The following is a 22,410-nucleotide window of genomic DNA, read 5'->3' as shown; positions in this document are numbered from 1 at the left end:
GAGATGATCACATGGCCCTGAGGAGGCCGACTCTCTCGGGGCCACGTACGATGGGGTGAGGCCGTGGCGTGTCCAGCCCGGCAGGGTCCGCGCGACACAGACGTCCGCGCAGGGCAATCCTCACACTCCGGGAGTACGGCAACTTATGGCCACGCGCCACGACATCCGCAACGTCGCCATCGTCGCTCACGTCGACCACGGCAAGACCACCATCGTCGACGGCATGCTGAAGCAGGCCGGCGCGTTCGCCGCCCACCAGCTCGACTCGGTCGACGACCGCATGATGGACTCGAACGACCTGGAGCGTGAGAAGGGCATCACGATCCTCGCCAAGAACACGGCGGTGAAGTACCACCCCAAGGACGGCGGGGACCCGATCACCATCAACATCATCGACACCCCCGGCCACGCCGACTTCGGCGGCGAGGTCGAGCGCGGTCTGTCGATGGTCGACGGCGTCGTGCTGCTGGTGGACGCCTCCGAGGGCCCGCTGCCGCAGACCCGCTTCGTGCTGCGCAAGGCCCTCCAGCAGCGGCTGCCCGTGATCCTGTGCATCAACAAGACGGACCGCCCGGACTCCCGCATCGACGAGGTCGTCAACGAGACCTACGACCTCTTCCTGGACCTGGACGCGGACGAGGAGCAGATCGAGTTCCCGATCGTCTACGCCTGCGGCCGGGACGGCGTCGCCTCGCTGACCAAGCCGGAGAACGGCACGGTCCCGGCCGACTCCACCAGCCTGGAGCCGTTCTTCTCCACGATCCTGGAGCACATCCCGGCCCCGACGTACGAGGAGGACGCGCCGCTCCAGGCCCACGTCACCAACCTCGACGCCGACAACTTCCTCGGCCGTATCGCGCTGCTCCGCGTCGAGCAGGGCGAGCTGCGCAAGGGCCAGACCGTCGCCTGGATCAAGCGCGACGGCTCGGTCAGCAACGTCCGCATCTCCGAGCTGATGATGACCGAGGCGCTCACCCGCAAGCCGGCGGAGAAGGCCGGCCCGGGTGACATCTGCGCCGTCGCCGGTATCCCCGACATCATGATCGGCGAGACCCTCGCGGACACCGAGAACCCCGTCCCGCTGCCGCTGATCACGGTCGACGAGCCCGCGATCTCCATGGTGATCGGCACGAACACCTCCCCGCTGGTCGGCCGCGGCGGCACCGGCAAGGGCGCGGACGCCAAGGCGGCCGTGAAGGACCGCAAGGTCACCGCCCGGCAGGTGAAGGACCGGCTCGACCGCGAGCTGATCGGTAACGTCTCGCTGCGCGTGCTGGACACCGAGCGTCCGGACGCCTGGGAGGTCCAGGGCCGTGGTGAGCTGGCGCTCGCCATCCTGGTCGAGACCATGCGCCGGGAGGGCTACGAGCTCACCGTCGGCAAGCCCCAGGTGGTCACCAAGGACGTCGACGGCAAGGTCTACGAGCCGGTCGAGCGCATGACGATCGACGTGCCCGAGGAGCACATGGGCGCGGTCACGCAGCTCATGGGTGTCCGCAAGGGCCGGATGGACAACATGTCCAACCACGGCTCCGGCTGGGTGCGCATGGAGTTCGTCGTGCCGTCCCGCGGTCTGATCGGTTTCCGCACCGAGTTCCTGACCCAGACCCGCGGCACCGGCATCGGCCACTCCATCCACGAGGGCCACGAGCCCTGGTTCGGCGCGCTGCAGACCCGTAACAACGGCTCGCTGGTCGCCGACCGCGCCGGCGTGGTCACCGCGTTCGCGATGACGAACCTCCAGGAGCGCGGCGTGCTCTTCGTGGAGCCGGGCACCGAGGTGTACGAGGGCATGATCGTCGGTGAGAACTCCCGCTCCGACGACATGGACGTCAACATCACCAAGGAGAAGAAGCTCACCAACATGCGGTCCTCGACGGCCGACGTGGCGGAGTCGATCGTGCCGCCGCGCAAGCTGTCGTTGGAGCAGTCGCTGGAGTTCTGCCGTGACGACGAGTGCGTCGAGGTGACCCCGGAGGCCGTTCGCATCCGCAAGGTGAACCTCGACCAGCGCGAGCGGGCCCGCGCCGCGAGCCGCGCCAAGCACGGCTGATCCACCGGCTGTTGAGCCCGGGTGCCCCCAGGATGGGGGGACCCGGGCTTTTTGCAACCCATTTTCGCGGGCCGTTTGTCCGACATGCGGAGATCCCTGCCCGATAGCCAAGTAACAAGTCCGTTTCGCGCCTTCTTCCGTCGAACAGTTTGTCCAGATTTTGGAAGGTCTAGCCGCAAGCCGTGACTGAATTGAGATCTGCGGGCAGTGGTCGGTGGTCGACCCATGGCAGATAGTTAGCCGCGTAGCGCTCGGGTCAATGGGTCTCGCACTGTGGGGACAGTGCGCCGACTCACGAGCACCAGGGGGTGTCTGATCCTTCGTCAGGGGTGTCGAGGGATGGACGGAAACCCTCTTCTGTTGGTGAACACGTGAAGTCATGAGGAGGAACCTCCATGCGCGGTGTCACGAGCACCAGGCGGATCGGTTCGTCGCTTCCGGCAGTGTGACCAGGTCGTAGAACTACGCGCGTCCGGCTGCGGTTTCGCGCGCTCTCGGAGTACCCGGACACCACTCACACTCATACCTGTGAAACGGACGAACCGTGACAAGTCCTATCGACATTGAGGGCGGCGGGACTTCGGTCGTCGTCGACGGCGAACCAGGGCCGGAGGCGAAGGGCGAAGCCGTCAAGCTCGAAGGCCGGTCTCCCGGCCAGCTGATGTGGCTGCGCTTCAGGCGCGACCGCACCGGCGTGATCTCGGCCTACGTCGTGGGCTTCTTCTTCCTGGTCGGCCTGACCGCCCCGCTGATCGCCAAGCTGTACGGCAAGAACCCGTACACGGTGTACGCGGACGAGCGGCCGGACCTCTTCGACAGCGCCGGCGTGCCGGTGCAGCCCAACGGCGGTATCAGCAGCGACTTCTGGTTCGGCCTCGAACCCGGCAACGGCTACGACGTCTTCACCAAGCTGGTCTACGGCATCCGCACCTCGCTGATGATCTCGGTCGCCGTCACCGTCGCCGTCGTCGTGACCGGCATCCTTCTGGGCGTCGCGGCCGGCTATCTCGGCGGCAGGACCGACTACTTCATCGGCCGGGTCATCGACTTCCTGCTCGCCTTCCCCGCGCAGCTGTTCTTCATCGCGAGCATGCCGGTCGTGGTGTCCCTGTTCGTCAGTCCCCGCGACGAGACCCCCACCTATGTCCGGGTGGTGGCCCTGATCATCGTCCAGTGGTTCCTGGGCTGGATGGGGCTCGGCCGTATCCTGCGCGGCACCGCACTCGCCCTGCGGGAGCGGGAGTTCATCGAGGCGGCCCGGGTCAGCGGTGCCTCGTCGTGGCGGATCATCCGCAAGGAGATCCTGCCGAACGTCGTCACCCCGCTGCTGGTGCAGTCGACGTATCTGCTGCCCAACTTCGTGACGGCCGAGGCCGGTTTGTCCTACCTGGGTGTCGGCATCGTCGAACCGACGCCGGACTGGGGGCAGATGTTCTCCAAGGCGTCCACCCAGCTGGTGATGGAGAACGACATCACCTACATGTTCTTCCCCGGCGTATCGATGATCATCTTCGTCGTCGCGTTCAACCTGCTCGGGGACTCGGTCAGAGACGCCTTCGATCCCAAGACCGCGCGCTGACCGCAGCACGTCAACCACACGAAACGTCAGTCTTCAAAGATGGGTGGGAATTTCGTGATGAGTAGGGGCGGACGCCACGCATACGCCGCGCTCTCCGTGCTCGCCGCCGGAGCTCTCGTGCTCACCGGTTGCAGCAAGGGCGGCAGCGACTCCGGCGGCAACGGCAAGAAGGACCAGCAGGACGCCAAACGCCAGCAGGCCTCGATCAAGTTCGGCAACGCGGCCGAGTCCACCGGCCCGGCGACCCCCGTGCCCGGCGCCAAGTCCGGCGGCACCATGGAGGTGCTGCAGCGGGACTCGTACGCGCACCTCGACCCGGGTCAGATATACGTCTCCGACCAGATGTCGGTCGCGCAGCTGCTGCACAGAGGACTGACCGGCTACAAGGCCACGAGCGACGACGGCAGCAAGCACGAGGTGGTCGGCGACCTCGCCACCGACTCCGGCACCACCACCGACGGCGGCAAGACCTGGAAGTACACGCTCAAGGACGGCATCAAGTTCCAGGACGGCACACCGATCACGTCCAAGGACTTCCGGCAGACCTTCGAGCGGCTCTTCGCGCCGTTCATCAACCAGGGCCCCACCTACATCCAGCAGTGGCTGGCCGACACCTCCGGCGCCACCTACCGCAAGCTGCTGCCGGACGGTCCGTACAAGGGCAAGCACCTGCCCGACTCCGTCCTGGAGACACCGGACGACAAAACCATCGTCTTCCACTTCAAGACCCCGCACCCCGACCTGCCCTACGCACTGGCCATGTCGGGCTACGCGGTCGTCTCGCAGAAGGGCGACACCAAGGAGAAGTACGACAAGGCACCGCTGGTGACCGGCCCGTACAAGATCCAGTCCTTCAAGTCCGGCAAGTCGATGGTGCTGGTCAAGAACCCCAACTGGGACCCGAAGACGGACCCGATCCGGCACCAGTACGTGGACCAGTTCAACATCACGTTCAACCAGCAGTTCGAGAACTCCACCAAGGCCCTGCTCGCCGACAGCGGCGCCGACCAGACCGGCGTCAGCTTCAACAACCAGGTCGACGCGGGCAACCTGTCCCAGGTCCTGAAGGACCCGAAGCTGAAGTCCCGCACGGTCTCCGGCTACCAGCCGTACGTCGGCCAGATGAACATCAACATGAGCCACCCGGCCATGAAGGACAAGACGGTCCGCGAGGCCATCGCCTACGCCCTGCCCATCACCCCGTTCGTGCGCGCCTACGGCGGCACCGACGCCATGGAGGTCGCGGGCGGCCTGATCTCCCCGACCGTCTCCGGCTACGACCCCTCCTTCGACCCGTGGGGCAAGAAGAAGATGCCCGCCGGTGACCCGGCGAAGGCCAAGGAACTGCTGAAGAAGGCCGGCAAGCTCAACATGAAGCTGACCTTCGGCTACATCAACACCCCCGAGGGCCAGCAGTACTCCACCGCCATGGCGGCGGGCCTGCAGAAGGCCGGCTTCAACGTCCAGCGCCAGGAGATCCCGGCCGAGACCTACTACGACCAGGTCTCCAAGCTGAACAACAACTACGACATCTTCCACACCGCGTGGGGCGCCGACTGGCCCTCCGCCCTGACCGTGCTCCCGCCGCTGTACGACGGCCGCGTGATCGCCGACGGTGCGCAGAACTACTCGCAGGTCAACGACCCGAAGATCAACAGCGAGATCGACCGGATCAACAAGATCACCGACCCGGTCAAGTCCGCCGCCGAGTGGGAGAAGCTCGACCAGTACATCGTGAAGGACAGCGTCAACGTCGTCCCGACCGCGTACTACAAGCAGACCCAGATCGCCGGCTCCAAGGTCGGCGGCCTCGTCTACGACGACGTGATCGGCGGCGTCGACCCGCGTCGCCTCTTCATCAAGTAACCGTCCCCGTCCGGTACCCGGCGCGCTCCCGCACAAGGGGCGCGCCGGGCACCGCCAAGGCCGCCGACGTCTGAGAGCTGCCCTGTCATGCTGCGCTTCCTCGTCCGCCGGATCATCGGTGCCGTCGTCATTCTGTTCCTGCTGAGCATCGTCACGTTCGTGCTGTTCTTCGGGGTGCCCCGGGACCCGGCGCTGATGATGTGCGGCAAGACCTGCAACCCGGCCAGCATCGCGAACATCCACCATGTGCTCGGCCTGGACAAACCCCTCACCGAGCAGTACTGGATCTTCCTGCACAACCTGTTCCTGGGCAGCGACCAGTTCGCCCAGGGGCCCTGCCCCGCCCCGTGCTTCGGGTACTCGTACCACACCAACGAGCAGGTCTGGGCCACGCTGATGGACCGGTTGCCCACCACCGTCTCGCTCACCCTGGGCGCGGCCGTGTGCTTCCTGTTCGTCGGCCTCGGCACCGGCCTGCTCGCCGCCTGGCGGCGCGGCACGCTGATCGACAAGACGGCCACCGCCGCCGCCATGGTGATCAGCTCGCTGCAGATCTACTTCCTCGGCCCGCTGGCCCTGGCGATCCTCGTCTACCAGACCCACTGGTTCGACAAGCCCGCCTACAACGAGATCACCCACGACCCCGCCGGCTGGTTCACCGGCCTGATCATCCCCTGGGTGATCCTCTCCACGATCTTCGCCGCGCAGTACACCCGTATGGCGCGCTCCTCGATGATCGAACAGCTCCAGGAGGAACACGTGCGGACCGCGCGGGCCAAGGGCATGTCCCGCGCCTACGTCTTCTTCCGCTACGCCTGGCGCGGTTCGCTGATCCCGATCGTCACCATCTTCGGCATCGACCTCGGCTCGCTGTTCGGCGGCGCCATCATCACCGAGTACACCTTCAGCCTGCCGGGGCTCGGCAACCTCGCCGTCCAGTCCGTCTTCTTCAGCGACCTGCCGCTGCTGCTCGGCGTGATGCTCTTCTCCGCCAGCATGATCCTGCTGTTCAACATCATCGTCGACGCCGCGTACGCCTTCATCGACCCGCGCGTGCGGCTGTCCTAGGAGCACTGTCGTGACCACTGTGACCAAGGAGGCCGGCGCTCCCACCCCGGCCGGTTCCGGCCCCCTGCTCTCGGTGCGGGACCTGCACGTCAGCTTCAGGACCGAGGACGGCGTCGTACGAGCCGTGGACGGGCTGTCCTTCGACCTGGAGCGCGGCAGGACGCTCGGCATCGTGGGGGAGTCCGGCTCGGGCAAGTCGGTGACCAACCTGACCGTCCTCGGCCTGCACAACCCCATGTTCACCACGGTCGAGGGCGAAATCCTGCTGGACGGGCGGGAGTTGACCACGGCCCGCGAGTCGGAGCTGGAGAAGCTGCGCGGCAACAAGGTCGCCATGATCTTCCAGGACCCGCTCACCGCGCTCTCCCCGTACTACACCGTCGGCCGGCAGATCGCCGAGCCGTACATGAAGCACACCGGCGCCTCCAAGAAGGAGGCCTGGGAGCGCGTGGTGGAGATGCTCGGCAAGGTCGGCATCCCCAACCCCAGGGAGCGGGCGAAAGACTACCCGCACCAGTTCTCCGGCGGTATGCGCCAGCGCGCGATGATCGCCATGGCCCTGGTCTGCGACCCCGACCTGCTGATCGCCGACGAGCCGACCACGGCCCTGGACGTGACGGTCCAGGCGCAGATTCTCGATCTGCTCAAGGACCTGCAACAGGAGTTCGGATCCGGCATCATCTTCATCACCCACGACCTGGGGGTGATCGCCGACATGGCCGACGACATCTTGGTGATGTACGCGGGCGGCGCGGTGGAGCGGGGCACGACCGACGAGGTGCTGCGCTCGCCCCGGCACCCGTACACCTGGGGCCTGCTCAACTCGATGCCGCGCCTGGACTCCGACCTCGGCGCCCAGCTCTCCCCGATCCCCGGCACCCCGCCCTCGCTGCTCAACCCGCCGTCCGGCTGCCGCTTCCACCCCCGCTGCACCTACCAGGAGCGGGTCGAGGGCACGGGCCGCTGTGTGGGCGAGCGCCCGCTGCTGGCGCCGGACCGGGCCTCCGCGTGCCATCTCACCGAGGGACAGAAGCAGACCATCTTCATCGAAGAGATCAAGCCCCGTCTGGGCTAGGAGGACATTGTCATGACAGAGGACATGGTCCTGTCGGCCCCGCGCGCCAAGGGCACCGGCGCGGACGGGGAGCCGCTGCTGGAGGTCTCCGGGCTGACCAAGCACTTCCCCGTCAAGGGCGGCTTCCCGATCCGCCGGACGATCGGCGCCGTGCAGGCCGTGGACGGCGTCGACATCACCGTGCACGCGGGGGAGAGCTTCGGCCTGGTCGGCGAGTCGGGCTGCGGCAAGTCGACCACGGGCCGGCTGATCACGCGCCTGCTGGAGCCGACCGGCGGCACGATCAGCTACCGCGGCCGGGACATCAGCCACGCGACGCGCAAGGAACTCGCCCCGATCCGCTCCGAGATCCAGATGATCTTCCAGGACCCGTACTCGTCGCTGAACCCGCGGCAGACGGTCGGCAAGATCATCTCGGGCCCGATGGAGATCAACGACATCCAACCGGAGGGCGGCCGGGAGAAGCGGGTCCGCGAACTCCTGGAGATCGTGGGCCTGAACCCGGAGCACTTCAACCGCTTCCCGCACGAGTTCTCCGGCGGCCAGCGCCAGCGCATCGGCGTGGCCCGCGCACTGGCCCTGGAACCGAAGCTGATCGTCGCCGACGAGCCGGTCTCCGCCCTGGACGTCTCGATCCAGGCCCAGGTCGTCAACCTGCTCCAGAAGGTCCAGGAGGAGCTCGGGATCGCGTTCCTCTTCATCGCCCACGACCTGGCGGTGGTACGGCACTTCTCGCAGCGCGTTGCCGTGATGTACCTCGGCAAGATCATCGAGGTGGGCGACCGCGACTCCATCTACACCCGGCCACGCCACCCGTACACCCACGCCCTGCTGTCCGCCGTCCCCGAGGTGAACCTCTCGCAGGACGACACCGCGGGACGCGAACGCATCCGCCTGGCCGGTGACGTCCCGTCCCCGATCTCCCCGCCCTCCGGCTGCCGCTTCCGCACCCGCTGCTGGAAGGCCCAGGACAAGTGCGCGACGGAGGAACCGCCGCTGGTCCAGATCTCCGGCAACCGCGAGGGCCACCTGACGGCCTGCCACTTCCCGGAGGAACCGACGATCGAGGCCCGCGACGAGGACATCGTCCTGGACCCGGCACTGGCGGCGTTGGAGGAGGGCACGGGGGAGCAGCCGTAGCCCGGGGCGCTCCCGGCGGGGCCGGACCGCGATGCGCGCGGACCGGCTGTCCGTGGACGCGACGGCTCGGCCGTGGGTCGGCTGTTTGTGGGTGGGACGGCTGGGCTGCGGGCCGACCGTCCGTCGGCGCAACCGCTCGCCCGCGGCCTTGGCCACCGAAACCGCCCGCCCGCGGCCCCGGCCACCCGTCAGCGCAACCGTTCGCCCGCCCGCCCGCCCGCGCAACTGCTCGCCCGCCCGTCCGCCCGTCGGCGCAACCGCTCGCCCGCGGCGCGCCGCTCGTCGGCGCAGCCGTTCGCCCGCGGGCCGTTCGTAGGCGCCGGGGCCGTCAGTGGGGCTCGTGCACGGTCGGCCGTCGGCCGTGGGCCTGCGGGGCCGGGGCGTACGCGGGCGTTGGTTTCCCATCTCCTGGGATCCACCCGCTGTCGGTGGTGGGTGAGTTCAGGGCGTGGGGGTCTGAGCGCGCCGGGCCACGGTGATGATCTCCGGGCTGGCGGGGGTGAGCGGACCCCGGCCCCAGTCGCCGTACTGCTCTACGACCGTGAGGCCGGCCTCGGTCAGGGCGTGCTCCAGTGATTCCGCGTCCAGGAAGCGCAGGACGCTGTGGCACACCTGCCGGGCCGGCCGGCCCTCGCTCTCGTAGGTCTCCGTGAACCGCACCCGGCCCCCGCGGAGCCCGTCGCCCTGGACCTCGTGCCACACCCGCACCGCAGTCCCGTCGGCGGCGGTGATCTCGTGCACGCGGTCCGGGGTCCAGCGCTCCCAGGCGCGTGCGGCGGGATTGCGGGTCTCGAACACGAACCGGCCGCCCTCGGCGAGCGCTTCCCGCACCGCCCGCAGACAGCGCCGGATCTCCTCGTCCTGGACCAGTTCCTGAAAGGCGTGCCCGGTCATGACGACGAGGTCGAACTCCCCCTCCCAGCAGCGCACTTGGGTGTCCCCGAGCACCCACTCGACGTCCGCCCGGGCCCGCCGCGCCTGGACGAGCATGGCGGCGGCCGGATCGAGCCCCATCAGCCGCCCTTGGTGCCCCTCGGCGCGGGCCCGCCGCAGCAACTGCCCGGTGCCGCACCCGATGTCCAGCACCGAGCGGGCCTGAAGCACCAGACCGAGGTAGAAGTCGTCACCCGGCCCCCAGGGGTTGAGGCTGTCGTAGAGCCCGGCGAGCGTGAGATCGGTGAACGCAAGATCTACCACCGCGGCAGTTTGACACACGATATTGAACGGCGCGTCAGGTTCCGGCGCACTTCTTGAGCGACTTTCAACTCTTGGTGGTGCGAGGGTGCTTCAGGGATTGGATGAAGGGGATGAAGGCGGTAGGGGGGAAGGTGAGGGTGGCTCTGTCCGGGGTTTTTGAATCGCGGATGGCTATGTGGGTGTCCCGGTCAGCGACTTCGACGCAGGCGTCGCCCTGGCCGCCACCGGAGAAGGAGGACTTCCGCCAGGTGTCGGGGTTCAGCATGCTCACAGCTCCTTCGACAGCCGGTGAATGAAGTCACGCGAACGGTCGGGGTCGAGTGACACTGCCTCTACCCTACGGAAGAGCGTTCGATAGCGGTTGAGCTGGGCTTCGTCATCGATGAAGACAGGGCCGCTGGGGCCGTCACGTACCACGGTGTCCAGCTTGGGGACGGGGCCGCCCGCGTACACCATCGCACTTCCTGCCCCGCCGAAGTCATCCAGGTCGAAGGGGATGACACGTACGGTGACGTGGTCCGCTTCGGAGATTTCCAGCACCCGGGTGAGCTGGGCCCGTGCTGTGGATCGGTCGCCGACTCTGATGCGCAGTGCCCCCTCGTGGATCACCGCCTCGTACGGGACAGGGTCCGGACGCTCGATGATCACCCTGCGCTTCATCCGGTGATCTACCCACCGCCCGACATCGCTCTGTGGATACTCAGGGTTCACGTAGGAGAAGAGGGACCGTGCGTAATCCGCAGTCTGAAGGAGACCGGGGACATGCAGGAACTCCACGTCCCAGCGGAAGCGGGCGTGATGCTCCAGCTCGGGCAGGTCCAGGAATGGCGGGGGTAGCTGACCTCGGTACTCCTCCCACCAGCCACGTGTCCGGTCGGTCGCCATGGTTGCGAGCGCGTCGACCAAAGCCTTGTCCGTACAGGCGTAGCGAGCCGCTAGTCGTCGTACGCGTTCGGCGCTCACGCCGGCGACACCGGACTCGATCTGGCTGATCTGCACAGAGTCGACTCCGAGCAACTCCGCTGCCTTGCGGGCCTTCATGCCTGTCGCCTCGCGCAGTCTGCGCAGTTCGGTGCCCAGCCGCACCCTGCGGACTGTGAGCTGCCTCTTCGGCGGCACCGTTACCTCCTGTCGCAACTGCCCTGTGGGTGTCGCTCGTTCGGGGCCCAGGATACGGCAGCAGCTTGCACCTTCCTAAGTTTAGGAAATACCGTCGGTGATGCGACGCACACGCAACGGAACCGCGCCGCGGATGCGGCGATGCCGTCCTGCGCGAAAACCTCACTCATCGAACGGAGTCGATAACGCATGCCCGAAAACGAGTTCTGGGACTACACGGTCTACATCCCGAACGACCTCAGAGCCGTGACCGTCTGCCGCCGCACCCTGCGTCTGATCCTCACCCTGCACGGGCTGATCGGCCTGGTGGACACCGCCGAACTGCTGGCGACGGAGCTGGTTTCCAACGCCGTGCGGCACACCAAGGGGCCGGCCGCGCTCAGGGTCCGCCGCACCCCGGAGGGCATGGTGTGGATCGGGGCGTGGGACAACGACCCCGCCCCGCCCGAACCTCCGTGTCCGCTGGAGCAGGTGGGAGAGCTGGAGGACGGGCGACGGCTGGGGCTGGTGAAGGCGTGCGCGAAGTACTGGGGGTGGCAGCCGACGGCTCGGTTCGGGGACCGGGGGAAGTACGTGTGGTGCGAACTTGCGGCGGCGTAGCTCGTTGATCACGGCGATGGAAAGGAGAGCTGATGGTCGGCTCGTCGCATGAGGCGTTGCACCGGATCTTCCAGAAGGATCCGACGCTGCTGACGAAGGCGTTACAGAAGGTCTTGCACGTGCCGTTCCCGGAACCTCGGGAGATCGCGGCGCTGAATGTGGATCTCACCGAGATCGAACCGGTCGAGCGGCGGGTGGACACGCTGCTGCGGGCGGAGACGGACGAGGGAACCTACCTCCTCGTGGTCGAATCGCAGGGCAAGGTCGACGAACGGAAGCGGGGTAGCCGGCCCTACTACCTCTCCTACCTCTACGAGAAGTACCGCTGCGAACCGGTGCTCATCGTCATCACACAGAGCAGTAGGACAGCGGAGTGGGCCTCGCGTCCGATCCGGTTCGGCTTCCGGGACTGGCACTCGCTGACGGTGCGTCCGCTGGTGCTGGGTCCGGACAACGTGCCGGTGATCGCGGACGAGCGGCAGGCCGAGAAGGACGTACCCCTTGCGGTGCTCTCGGCCATGACACACGGGCGTGGGCCGCAAGCTCCGGCCATACTGGAGTCCCTGGCCGCCGCCCTGCGGACCATCGATACGGACAGTGCCGCAGTCTTCGTGCAGTTTGTCGACTCCTGCCTGGCCGACCCCCAGGCGAAGCAGATGTGGAGGGACCTGATGACCGCGATCCAGTACTTCTGGCGACACCCGCTCGCGGAGCAGGTACGTGAAGAAGGGCGGGAGCAAGGCCGGGAAGAAGGCCGTATCGAGGATCGCCAGGAGATGATCCTGCGCATCCTGGAATGGCGCAAGATCCCGGTGCCCGATTCTGCCCGCGAGCAAGTCGTCACCTGCAAGGACCTCGACCAGCTGGAGGCCTGGGCTCAGCGAGCCGTACACGCCACGGACGCGACGGAGCTGTTCGGCGAGGAGTCGGCGACCTGACCCGGTCCACGGCGAAGGCTCGCGTCCGGGAAGACGCGGGCCTTCGTTCCCTGGAACCGGACGATCAGGGACTCGGGTCAACGGGCTGGTGAAAGTCGGTTCCGCGAGAGGCGGCCGACGAAAGGGAGTGTGTCAGGACGCTGCCTTGGGGTCCTCGCCTGTGGCAGGGCCGATACCGGCCGGCCGCGGCGGGCCCTGGCCGCGGTGCCGCTGCCGCGGGCTGTCGACGGCCGGCTGGTACTGGCCATCGACATCACCTGCCGGCTACGCCCCGATGCTCACACCTCACCGCAGCGGATCCTGTCTCACACCCACGGCCGGGGCACAGACCACCACATCCCTGTCCCTGCCCTGGCCGTACCCGATCATCTGCGCGCTCGAGCCGGGCCGCAGTTCCCGGACCGCGCCTTCGGACGCGCTCCGCCTGGCCCCCCCGGGGACGACAACGCCACCGTCACAGCCCGGCAGCTGCGTGACCTGCTCCACCGGCCGATCACCGCCGGGCAGTGACAGGAGAGCGACCCCGACGTTCTTGTCACCGCGGACGCCGGATACGACACACCCCGTCTTGCGTTCCTGCTCAGAGACCTGCCGGTCCAGGTGCTCGCCCGGATGCGCTCAGACCGGGCCCCTCGCCGGGCTGTTCCACCCCGCCAGCCACACACGATGGGCCGCCCACCCCGGCACGGCGGCGAATTCGTCTCCGGACAGCCCGATACCCGGGGCGCCCCGGACATCGAAACTGTCACCGACACACGTCTTTACGGCACCGCCAGAACCCGCTCCTGGGACCTGCTGCACCCCAGGCTCACCCACCGCTCCTCCTGGGCCACCGCCGACGGCACTCTCCCGGTCGTCGAGGGGACGGTGCCCCGCCTGGACACCGGACACCTGCCCAGCGGCGCAACACCGAAGCCGGTCCGGCTGTGGTGGTCAGGCACCGACGCCACTGCGGCAGACGCCGACCGTCTCTGCCAGGCCTACCTGCGGCGCTTCGACATCGAGCACACCTTTCGCCTCTTCAAGCAGACCCTCGGCTGGACCTGCCCGAAGATCCGCACACCCGAGGCCGCCGACCGCTGGACCTGGCCGATCCTCGCCGCCTGCACCCAACTGCGTCTCGCCCGCCCCCTCGCAGCCGACCGGCGCCGTCCCCGGGAGCAACCCAGTCCCCCGGACAGGCTCACTTGCGCGCGTGTCCGCCGCGACTTCCGGCACATCCGCCCACAGACCGCCTGCCCGGCCAGAGCACCGAAACCCACCCGCCCCGGCCCCGGACGACCAGCGGGCCGAACAAACACCCGTCCTGCACCCCGCCACGACGTGCACACATCCAAGAAGACACAGCCAGCACAGGGACAAAAGAAGAGGTCAACTACCCCGAAGCCCCGCCGCACAGGTTAAAGATCAAGTTAGGCCTAGGTACGGAGAAGGCCCGCGCCTGGGGAGGCGCGGGCCTTCGTTCCCTGGAAGCGGACGATCATGGGCTCGGGTCAATGGGCCGGTGAAAGTCCGTTCCGCGAGGGGCGGCTGACGGAAAAGGGGTGTGTCAGGCCGCTGCCTCGGGGTCCTTGGCGAGGCGGGGGGCCGGGATGGCGTCCGCCGTCTCAGGATAGTGGCAGGCCGTGAGGTGGCCGGGCTTGTTGCCGTCCACCTGGACCAGCGGCGGGGCCTCGGAGGCGCACTTCTCCGTCGCCTTCCAGCAGCGGGTGCGGAAGCGGCAGCCGGAGGGCGGGTTGATCGGGGAGGGCACGTCGCCGACGAGACGGATGCGCTCGCGGGGCTCCTCGTCCACCGTCGCCTCGGGGACGGCGGAGAGCAGCGCCCGGGTGTAGGGGTGGCGTGGGTTGTCGTACAGGTCCTCGCGGTCGGCGATCTCCACGATCTTGCCGAGGTACATGACCGCCACGCGCTGCGAGAAGTGCCGCACGATCGCGAGGTCGTGGGCGATGAAGACGAACGCGATCCCGAGCTCCTGCTGGACCTTCTGGAGCAGGTTGACGACCTGGGCCTGGATCGAGACGTCCAGGGCGGAGACCGGCTCGTCGGCGACGATCAGCTTCGGTTCCAGGGCGAGTGCGCGGGCCACGCCGATGCGCTGGCGCTGGCCGCCGGAGAACTCGTGCGGGAAGCGGTTGAAGTGCTCCGGGTTCAGGCCCACGATCTCCAGGAGTTCGCGGACCCGGTTCTCGCGGCCCCCGGGCGGGTTGATGTCGTTGATCTCCATCGGACCGGAGATGATCTTGCCGACCGTCTGCCGCGGGTTCAGCGAGGCGTACGGGTCCTGGAAGATCATCTGGATCTCGGAGCGGATCGGCGCCAGCCCCTTGCGGCCCGCGTGCGTGATGTCCTGCCCGCGGTAGGTGATCTTGCCGCCGGTCGGCTCCAGCAGGCGCGTGATCAGCCGGCCCGTGGTCGACTTGCCGCAGCCCGACTCGCCGACGAGGCCCAGGCTCTCGCCCTCGGCCACCTGGAAGTCCAGCCCGTCCACGGCCTGCACCGCGCCGACCGTACGGCGGATCGGGAAGCCGCCCTTGATCGGGAAGTGCTTGGTGAGTCCGGAGACGTCCAGGAGGGGGTTTGTGTTGCTCATGGTCGTGAAGTCCCGTCTGCTGTCCGTCAGTTGTGCCGGGTCGCGGCGAAGTCGGCGAAGAGTTCCTGCTTCTGCTCCGAGGTGAGGTGGCAGGCCGAACCGCGGCCCTCCACGACCTCCAGCAGCGGTCGGTCGCTGGCGCACTTCCCGCCCGCGACCTTCTCCGTGAAGGCGCAGCGCGGGTGGAAGCGGCAGCCCGACGGGGGGTTGAGCAGCGAGGGCGGCGCTCCGGGGATCGGCGTCAGCGGCACGTCCACCGGGCCGTTCAGGCTCGGCATCGAGTTCAGCAGGCCGAGGGTGTAGGGGTGGTCCGGCGCCCGGAGCACCTGCTGCTTGGTGCCGCGCTCCACGCACCGGCCGCCGTACATCACCAGCACGTCGTCCGCGATGTCCGCGATCACGCCGAGGTCGTGCGTGATGAAGATGATCGCGGTGCCGAACTCCTGCTGGAGGTCCTTGAGGAGGTCCATGATCTGGGCCTGCACCGTCACGTCGAGCGCCGTGGTCGGCTCGTCGGCGATCAGCAGCTCGGGGTCGCAGACCAGCGCCATCGCGATCATCGCGCGCTGGCGCATACCGCCGGAGAACTGGTGCGGATAGTCGTCGACCCGCATGTCCGGCTGCGGGATCCCGACCCGCCGCAGCATCTCGATGGAACGCTTGCGAGCCTCGGCCTTGGAGCAGCCCGTGTGCTTGCGGTAGGTCTCGCCGATCTGGGCGCCGATGGTGTGGTACGGCGACAGCGAGGCCAGCGCGTCCTGGAAGATCATGGACATCTTGTTGCCGCGCAGCTGCTCCAGCTCCCTCTCGGAGGCGGTGAGCAGTTCCTTGCCGTCGAGGAGGATCTCCCCCTCGATGGCGGTGCGGTCGCGGTCGTGCAGGCCCAGGATCGTCAGGTTCGTGACCGACTTGCCGGAGCCCGACTCGCCCACGATGCCGAGCGTCTGGCCCTTGGCAAGGTCGAAGCTGAGACCGTCGACGGCCTTGACGACGCCGTCCTCGGTGGAGAAGTGGACCTTCAGGTCCTTGATCGAGAGGAACGGCTGCTGATCGGTGCTCGTCACGGGGACGCTCCTGAGGGGGGTGATGCGAGGGGGTCGGGGATGGGGCGGAGGTCAGGCGAGCCGGATCCGCGGGTCGATGAGGGCGTAGACGGCGTCGACGACGATGTTGAAGAGCACGATCGCGCCCGCCGACAGCAGCGTCACGCCGAGCACCATGGGCAGGTCGCTCTTGTTGACCGCGTCCACCGCGAGACGGCCGACGCCCTGGAGGCTGAACACCGTCTCGGTGATCATCGCGCCGCCGATGAGCGTGCCCAGGTCGATGCCGAAGATGGTGACGATCGGGCCCATGGCGCCACGCCAGGCGAACCGGAAGAAGACGTTGCGGCGGGACAGACCCTTGGCGCGGGCCGTGCGGACGTAGTCCTCGGTCAGCGTCTCGACCAGCTGGGACCGCGTCATACGGGTGTAGTTGGCGGTCCAGATCAGGGCCAGCACCAGCCACGGCAGCAGCAGGCCGGAGGCCCAGTCGAGCGGGTTGTCGGTGATGGGCGTGTACGACGGGTTGTCGAGGACGCCGAGCTTCGCGACGAGGAAGTACATCGCGATGTAGCCGACGAAGTAGATCTGCAGCGAGGAGCCGATCAGCGAGGCCGAGCTGGCCACCTTGTCCTGCCACTTGCCCTGCTTGACCGCGGCGATCATGCCGGTGCCGACACCGAAGACGAGGAAGACGACGGCCGAGCCGAAGGCGAGCGAGAGGGTCAGCGGGAGCCGGTCCAGGATCGTGCCGAGGACGGGCTCGCGGTTGGCGAACGAGTAACCGAGGCAGGGCGCGTTGCAGTTGCCGAAGTCGCCGTAGCTGCGTCCGACGAAGAGGCCCTTCAGCCAGTACCAGTACTGGACCGGGACCGGGTGGTCGATGCCCAGGTTGTGCCGGACCTGCTTGAGCATGTCGGGCGTGCAGTTCTTGCCGCACGACATCATGGCGGGGTCACGCGGGATGGCGTAGAAGAGCCAGAAGGTGACGGCACTGATGATCAACAAGATGACCATCGCGCCGAGAACTCGGCGGACAAGGAAGCGGAACATGGGGCGTGACTTTCCGGACGGGGCGCCGTCGCCGGGATCGGGGGGTGGGCCGGAGGGGGCGGCCAGGTCGTGGCCGCCCCCGGTGGATCTGTGCCGTGCTTACTTCATGGCGTAGAGCTTGCAGAGCGCGACGCAGGTGTTGCCGGCGTCGTAGACGACGTTGCCGACCTTGGAGCCGTACATCCAGTTGCGGATCTTGTTGTAGTCCGGGACGCAGGCCGCGAGCTCCATGATCTGGCGGTCGACGTTGCCCCAGGCCTTGTTGGCCGCGTTGACGTCCGCGATCGCGGCTGCCGCGTCGATCGCCTTGTTGACGCTCGGGTCGTTCAGCTGGGCGTAGTTGCTGCGGCCGTCGCCGATGTTCTTGCCGCTGAAGCAGGGGTAGAAGTCCGAGTAGCCGTTCGGCCAGTCCGGGCTCCAGCCGGCCGCGAACAGGTCGTAGCCGTTGTCGATCTTGCCGATCTGGGTGTAGAAGGTCGACTTGTCGACCTGCTTGTTGACGACCTGGAAGCCGGCCGCCTCCAGCGCGTTCTTGATGGCGACGGCCATCTTCACCGAGGTGTCGGAGTGCTGGTAGGCGATGACCAGCTTCTGGCCGAGCTTGCCGGCCTCCTTCAGCAGGGCCTTCGCCTTGTCCGGGTCGCCACCGGGCTTCGTGGTCGCCTCGTACAGGTCGAACTTCTGGTAGCCGGGGGTGACCGGGCTCATGATGGTGCTGGCGATCACGTTGGCGGCCGGGCCGCCGTTGATGGTCTGGATCTGCTGGTGCGGCCAGGCGTAGTTGATGGCCTGGCGGACCTTGACGTCCTTGATGCGCGTGGTGTTGATCGGCCAGTAGTAGGTGACCGTGTCGATCTGGGTGAGGACGCGCTTCTTGAGCGTGGCGTTGGTCATGACCTGCGCGATGCGCTCGGGGGCGACCTCGTTGAAGATCGACACCGTGTACTGGTCGTTACCCTTGTCCGCGATGTAGCGGTCGGTGGAGGCGACCAGCTCGAAGCCGAACTGGAAGACGTACTTGTCCGGGTAGGCGTTGCGCATCGAGTCCGTCTTCGGGTCCCAGTGCGGGTTGCGCACGTAGGTCAGCGACTTGCCGATCTGGCGGTCACCGATCATGTAGGGGCCGAGCGCGAACGGGCGCTTGTCGTACTTCTCCTTGGTGTCGTGCTTCTTGTTCACGAGACCGTAGCCCGGCATGGCGAGCGTGTAGTTGAAGTCGGCGCGCGGCTCGGTGAGGTGGAAGGTGATCGTCTTGCCGGAGATCTCCACCGAGTCGAGGTGCTTGCCGTCGTACGGGCCCTTGTACTTGTCGCCGCCGACCAGCCACTGCTGGACGTAGCGCGGACCCTCGGTGACGAAGGAGGCGAAGAGGCGCTCGAAGGTGTGCTGGACGTCGTCCATGGAGAGGTCGGAACCGTCCTCCCACTTGATGCCGTCCTTGATCGTGAACGACCAGGTCTTGCCGCCGTCCTTCATGGTGCCGGCGTCCGTGGCGACGTCGCCGACGAGCGTGCAGCCGCCCTTGTCGTCGACCTTGTAGCCGGTCAGGCCGCGCAGGATCGGGCGGGTGATGGCGCCCTCGGTCGCGACGTAGACCTGGGCCGGGTCCAGGTGGTCCATGTCGAACTGGTCGAGACCGTAGATCGTCCCGCCCTTGACCGCGCCCGGGACCTCGGGGGCCGGGCCCGTCGAGTCGGCCTTGGTGCCGACCGGGATGTTCATGGTCTTGGCGTTGGCGACCGACGGGATGCTCTTGTCGGTCGCGCTCTTGCCACCGCTGCTGCAGGCGCTCAGCACGGTCGTCGAGGCCGCGGCCACACCGGTGGCGATCAGGAAGTTTCTACGGGAAAAGGACATGCTGAGCCTGCCTATACGGGTCAATTCGGAGGGTCGGGACCAGCCGGACGTCATCGAACCGGGCCGGGTGGAACGGGTCTGTCAGCGCTTGGACTTGGGGTCGAGCGCGTCGCGCACGGAGTCGCCGAGGAGGTTGAAGGCGAGGACGAAGATCACCATCGAGAGGCCCGGGAAGAGCATGAAGGTGATGTCCTGCGAGTAGAACTGGGCCCCTCGGCCGATCATGACGCCCCAGTCGGGCGTCGGGTCGCTGATGCCGACCCCGAGGAAGGCCAGACCCGCCTCGGCCGTCACGTACGTCGGGAGCATCAGCGTGGACTGGATGATGATCGGCGTCCACAGGTTCGGCAGCAGTTCCTTGAACACGATCCGCATGGGCGACGCGCCCGTGACCTTGGCCGCCTCGACGAACTCGCGCTCGCGCAGGCCGAGCACCTGACCGCGCAGCAGTCGGGCGATGGACGCCCAGCCGAAGGCGGACAGCACGATGATCAGGGAGACCGCGATCAGCGAGGTCGGGATGTTGTCGTCGCTGGCGACGAAGATGCCGTAGACGACCGGCATGAACGCGATGAAGAAAAGCGTGGACGGGAAGGACAGCAGGATGTCGATGATCCGGCCGACGATGTAGTCCGTCCTGCCGCCCAGGTAGCCCGCCGTCACACCGATCACGACACCGAGGACCGTGGTGAGCAGGGTGGCGGCCGTGGCGATGCCCAGCGAGGTCCGGATGCCGTAGAGCAGGAACGTGAACACGTCCCGGCCGAGCTGCGGCTCGATACCGAACCAGAACTGCGAACTCATGCCGCCGTTGGGGCCCGCGGGGTACGAGAAGGCGTCCAGCAGGCTCGGGTCCTGGCTCGCGTACGTGGTGTACGGGTTCTTGCCGTAGAGCTTCGCTATGAGCGGCGCCGCGATCGCGATCACGAAGAAGAAGATCACGATATAGGCGGATATAACGCCCGTCTTGTCGCGCTTGAAGCGGTTCCAGGCGAGCCGCCCCGGAGACCGGCTCTCGCTGCCCTTCGGACCGCCGGAAGTGGTCGACTTCGCCACGGTCGCGTCGGTCACCTCAAGCGGGGCAGCCGCGGATGGAGTTGGGGGGGTCATGGTGCTCCTGGCCCAAGGGAGGGTCTGATGACTCCGCAGGGCGCTCCCCTACGGGCTACGCCGGACTTTTTCAACGCAATTCATTCAAGGTCAATAAATTCTCGGCCGCCTTGGTTGCGTCTTTACCTTCTTTACTCGTGCTTGATCGTTTCGTAGCTACGCGGGTAGCGCGCCGTAATCAATTCGTGCTTCACATCGGACTAACTGGACTAAACGGGCAATGAGTTCGTTATGCGGACGGTCGAGTGCCGAAATGCGTACATCGGCCCGTCGCAATCCAACGTTTTGGTATCGGTGCGCGAAGATCCGTTGCGCGGTCCGCGCAAGATCGTCCGTGTGGCCCCCTCCGGGTCGTCCGTGTGGCCTCCTCCGGCCGCCTGCATTCGGATGACGTGTCCCTCTAAAGGCCCTTCAATCCGGCGGCAGGCGTGCGGGATGTGGTGCATGGGTCGATATTGACCGGTATCGGATCCGTGATCGCGGAGGAGGCAGCCATGCGGGGAATCACGCGCGCCCGATGGGCCGCCTGTGTGATCGCCGCGGGCCTGCTGGCCACCGCCTGCGGTGGCGGCCGGGGAGTCGGCGGGGCCGGGGTGCTCACCTCCTCCTGGGGCGACCCGCAGAACCCGCTGGAGCCCGCCAACACCAACGAGGTCCAGGGCGGCAAGGTCCTCGACATGATCTTCCGGGGCCTGAAGAAGTACGACCCGAAGACCGGCAAGGCCCAGAACTGGCTCGCCGCCTCCATCGACACCAAGGACTCGCAGACCTTCACCGTGAAGGTGAAGGACGGCTGGACCTTCTCCAACGGCGAGAAGGTGACCGCCCGCTCCTTCGTCGACGCCTGGAACTACGGGGCGAGCCTGAGGAACAACCAGAAGAACGCGTACTTCTTCGGCTACATCGAGGGCTACGACAAGGTCCACCCCGACAGCGGCCCCCAGACCGCCGACACCCTGTCCGGGCTCAAGGTCACCGGCCCGAGGACCTTCACCGTCCGGCTCAACCAGAAGTTCTCCAGCTTCCCCGCCACCCTCGGTTACGCCGCCTTCGCCCCGCTGCCCCGCTCCTTCTTCACCGACCACGCCGCCTGGCTGAAGAAGCCCGTCGGCAACGGCCCCTATCTCATCGACTCGTACACGAGGGGCTCGGCGATGAACCTGAAGAAGTGGGGCGCCTACCCCGGCCCCGACCCCGCCCGGAACGCCGGGGTCACCCTCCTGGTCTACACCGACAACAACACCGCCTACACCGATGTACTGGCCGGCAACCTCGACCTCGTCGACGACGTGCCCTCCACCCAGCTCAAGAACGTCGCAACCGACCTGAACGGCCGCTACATCAACACCCCGGCCGGCATCCTGCAGACCCTGGCCTTCCCGTACTACGACCCGAAGTGGAACACCGCCGGGGCACGGAAGGTCCGCACGGGCCTGTCCATGGCGATCAACCGCAAGCAGATCACCGAGACCATCTTCCGCAGCACCCGCACCCCGGCCACCGACTGGACCTCCCCGGTCCTCGGCGCGGCCGGCGGCTATCAGGCCGGGCTGTGCGGACACGCCTGCGACTACGACCCCGCGCAGGCCAAGAAGCTGATCCAGGAGGGCGGCGGGTTCCCCGGCGGCCGGCTGACGATCACGTACAACGCGGACACGGGCTCGCACAAGCAATGGGTGGACGCCGTGTGCAACTCCGTCAACAACGCGCTGGGCAACGACAAGGCCTGCGTCGGCAACCCCGTCGGCACCTTCGCCGACTTCCGCAACCAGATCGGGCGGCACAAGATGACCGGTCCCTTCCGGGCCGGCTGGCAGATGGACTACCCGTTGATCCAGGACTTCCTGCAGCCCCTGTACTACACGGGCGCCTCCTCCAACGACGGCAGGTGGTCGAACAAGCGGTTCGACCACCTCGTCGACCGGGCCAACGCCGAGACCGACACCGCGAGGGCCATCGCACTGTTCCAGCAGGCCGAGGGCGTCGTACGGGACAACATGGCCGCCATCCCGCTCTGGTACCAGAACGGCAGTGCCGGCTACACCGCCCGGCTGTCCCACGTGGCGCTCAACCCCTTCAGCGTCCCCGTCTACAACGAGATCAAGGTCGGCTGATCCCC

General features: G+C 67.4%; 17 protein-coding genes and 1 pseudogene. 10 read left to right on the top strand and 8 right to left on the bottom strand.

Features of this window, described 5'->3' with window-relative positions:
* Positions 1–145 precede the first annotated feature (145 nt).
* The 6 genes from typA (at position 146) to BFF78_RS15490 (ending at position 8,781) form a co-directional block, all read left to right on the top strand.
* Entirely contained in the window at positions 146–2,053 is a 1,908-nt protein-coding gene (typA, locus tag BFF78_RS15515; protein ID WP_069778903.1) for a translational GTPase TypA, read from the top strand.
* A gap of 544 nt (positions 2,054–2,597) precedes the next feature.
* Positions 2,598–3,632, top strand: coding sequence for an ABC transporter permease (locus BFF78_RS15510; protein WP_069778902.1), 1,035 nt, complete (start codon positions 2,598–2,600; stop codon positions 3,630–3,632).
* A 57-nt stretch (positions 3,633–3,689) separates the two neighbouring features.
* Complete coding sequence (locus BFF78_RS15505) at positions 3,690–5,498, top strand: ABC transporter substrate-binding protein (RefSeq protein WP_069778901.1); 1,809 nt, start codon at positions 3,690–3,692, stop codon at positions 5,496–5,498.
* Between the two features lie 87 nt (positions 5,499–5,585).
* Complete coding sequence (locus BFF78_RS15500; RefSeq protein WP_069778900.1) at positions 5,586–6,566, top strand: ABC transporter permease; 981 nt, start codon at positions 5,586–5,588, stop codon at positions 6,564–6,566.
* Positions 6,567–6,576: 10 nt separating this feature from the next.
* The gene (locus BFF78_RS15495; RefSeq protein WP_069778899.1) at positions 6,577–7,641 is read left to right on the top strand and encodes an ABC transporter ATP-binding protein; all 1,065 of its coding nucleotides are present in this window, start codon (positions 6,577–6,579) and stop codon (positions 7,639–7,641) included.
* Positions 7,642–7,653: 12 nt separating this feature from the next.
* Positions 7,654–8,781 (top strand): ABC transporter ATP-binding protein, encoded by a 1,128-nt coding sequence (locus tag BFF78_RS15490; RefSeq protein WP_069778898.1) that lies wholly within the window; start codon positions 7,654–7,656, stop codon positions 8,779–8,781.
* Positions 8,782–9,222: 441 nt separating this feature from the next.
* On the opposite strand, the gene BFF78_RS15485 is transcribed toward BFF78_RS15490, so the two are convergent.
* From BFF78_RS15485 to BFF78_RS15475, 3 genes are all read right to left on the bottom strand, one after another.
* A complete protein-coding gene (locus BFF78_RS15485) occupies positions 9,223–9,978 on the bottom strand; it encodes a class I SAM-dependent methyltransferase (RefSeq protein ID WP_069778897.1) in 756 nt (251 codons plus the stop codon).
* A 64-nt stretch (positions 9,979–10,042) separates the two neighbouring features.
* Positions 10,043–10,243: a DUF397 domain-containing protein gene (locus BFF78_RS15480; protein ID WP_069778896.1), complete on the bottom strand. Its 201-nt coding sequence runs from the start codon at positions 10,241–10,243 to the stop codon at positions 10,043–10,045.
* 2 nt (positions 10,244–10,245) lie between these two features.
* Positions 10,246–11,097, bottom strand: coding sequence for a helix-turn-helix domain-containing protein (locus BFF78_RS15475; RefSeq protein ID WP_069778895.1), 852 nt, complete (start codon positions 11,095–11,097; stop codon positions 10,246–10,248).
* Between the two features lie 189 nt (positions 11,098–11,286).
* Here BFF78_RS15475 and BFF78_RS15470 point away from each other — a divergent pair, with 189 nt between their 5' ends.
* The 3 genes and pseudogenes from BFF78_RS15470 (at position 11,287) to BFF78_RS49750 (ending at position 14,039) form a co-directional block, all read left to right on the top strand.
* Complete coding sequence (locus tag BFF78_RS15470) at positions 11,287–11,697, top strand: ATP-binding protein (protein ID WP_069778894.1); 411 nt, start codon at positions 11,287–11,289, stop codon at positions 11,695–11,697.
* Between the two features lie 32 nt (positions 11,698–11,729).
* The gene (locus BFF78_RS15465) at positions 11,730–12,635 is read left to right on the top strand and encodes a hypothetical protein (RefSeq protein WP_069778893.1); all 906 of its coding nucleotides are present in this window, start codon (positions 11,730–11,732) and stop codon (positions 12,633–12,635) included.
* A gap of 129 nt (positions 12,636–12,764) precedes the next feature.
* Positions 12,765–14,039: pseudogene (locus BFF78_RS49750) on the top strand (transposase).
* Positions 14,040–14,184: 145 nt separating this feature from the next.
* On the opposite strand, the gene BFF78_RS15455 reads toward BFF78_RS49750, so the two are convergent.
* The 5 genes from BFF78_RS15455 to BFF78_RS15435 all read right to left on the bottom strand — a co-directional run bounded on the left by BFF78_RS15455 (position 14,185) and on the right by BFF78_RS15435 (position 20,291).
* Entirely contained in the window at positions 14,185–15,228 is a 1,044-nt protein-coding gene (locus tag BFF78_RS15455) for an ABC transporter ATP-binding protein (protein WP_069778891.1), read from the bottom strand.
* Between the two features lie 26 nt (positions 15,229–15,254).
* Positions 15,255–16,292 (bottom strand): ABC transporter ATP-binding protein, encoded by a 1,038-nt coding sequence (locus BFF78_RS15450; RefSeq protein ID WP_069778890.1) that lies wholly within the window; start codon positions 16,290–16,292, stop codon positions 15,255–15,257.
* A 51-nt stretch (positions 16,293–16,343) separates the two neighbouring features.
* Positions 16,344–17,324, bottom strand: coding sequence for an ABC transporter permease (locus BFF78_RS15445; protein WP_069778889.1), 981 nt, complete (start codon positions 17,322–17,324; stop codon positions 16,344–16,346).
* Positions 17,325–17,423: 99 nt separating this feature from the next.
* Positions 17,424–19,181, bottom strand: a complete 1,758-nt coding sequence (locus BFF78_RS15440; RefSeq protein ID WP_069778888.1) for an ABC transporter substrate-binding protein — start codon at positions 19,179–19,181, stop codon at positions 17,424–17,426.
* An 81-nt stretch (positions 19,182–19,262) separates the two neighbouring features.
* On the bottom strand, positions 19,263–20,291 hold the full coding sequence (locus BFF78_RS15435; RefSeq protein ID WP_193433472.1) for an ABC transporter permease: 1,029 nt from the start codon (positions 20,289–20,291) through the stop codon (positions 19,263–19,265).
* A 494-nt stretch (positions 20,292–20,785) separates the two neighbouring features.
* Here BFF78_RS15435 and BFF78_RS15430 point away from each other — a divergent pair, with 494 nt between their 5' ends.
* Positions 20,786–22,405 carry a peptide ABC transporter substrate-binding protein gene (locus tag BFF78_RS15430; RefSeq protein WP_069778886.1) on the top strand — a complete coding sequence of 540 codons (1,620 nt, stop codon included), beginning with the start codon at positions 20,786–20,788 and terminating at the stop codon, positions 22,403–22,405.
* The last annotated feature ends 5 nt before the right edge of the window (positions 22,406–22,410 follow it).

It is taken from the genome of Streptomyces fodineus (assembly GCF_001735805.1).
Taxonomy (GTDB): domain Bacteria; phylum Actinomycetota; class Actinomycetes; order Streptomycetales; family Streptomycetaceae; genus Streptomyces; species Streptomyces fodineus.
Note: the sequence above shows the minus strand (reverse complement) of the source record. Positions and strands in the feature narration are given on the sequence as shown.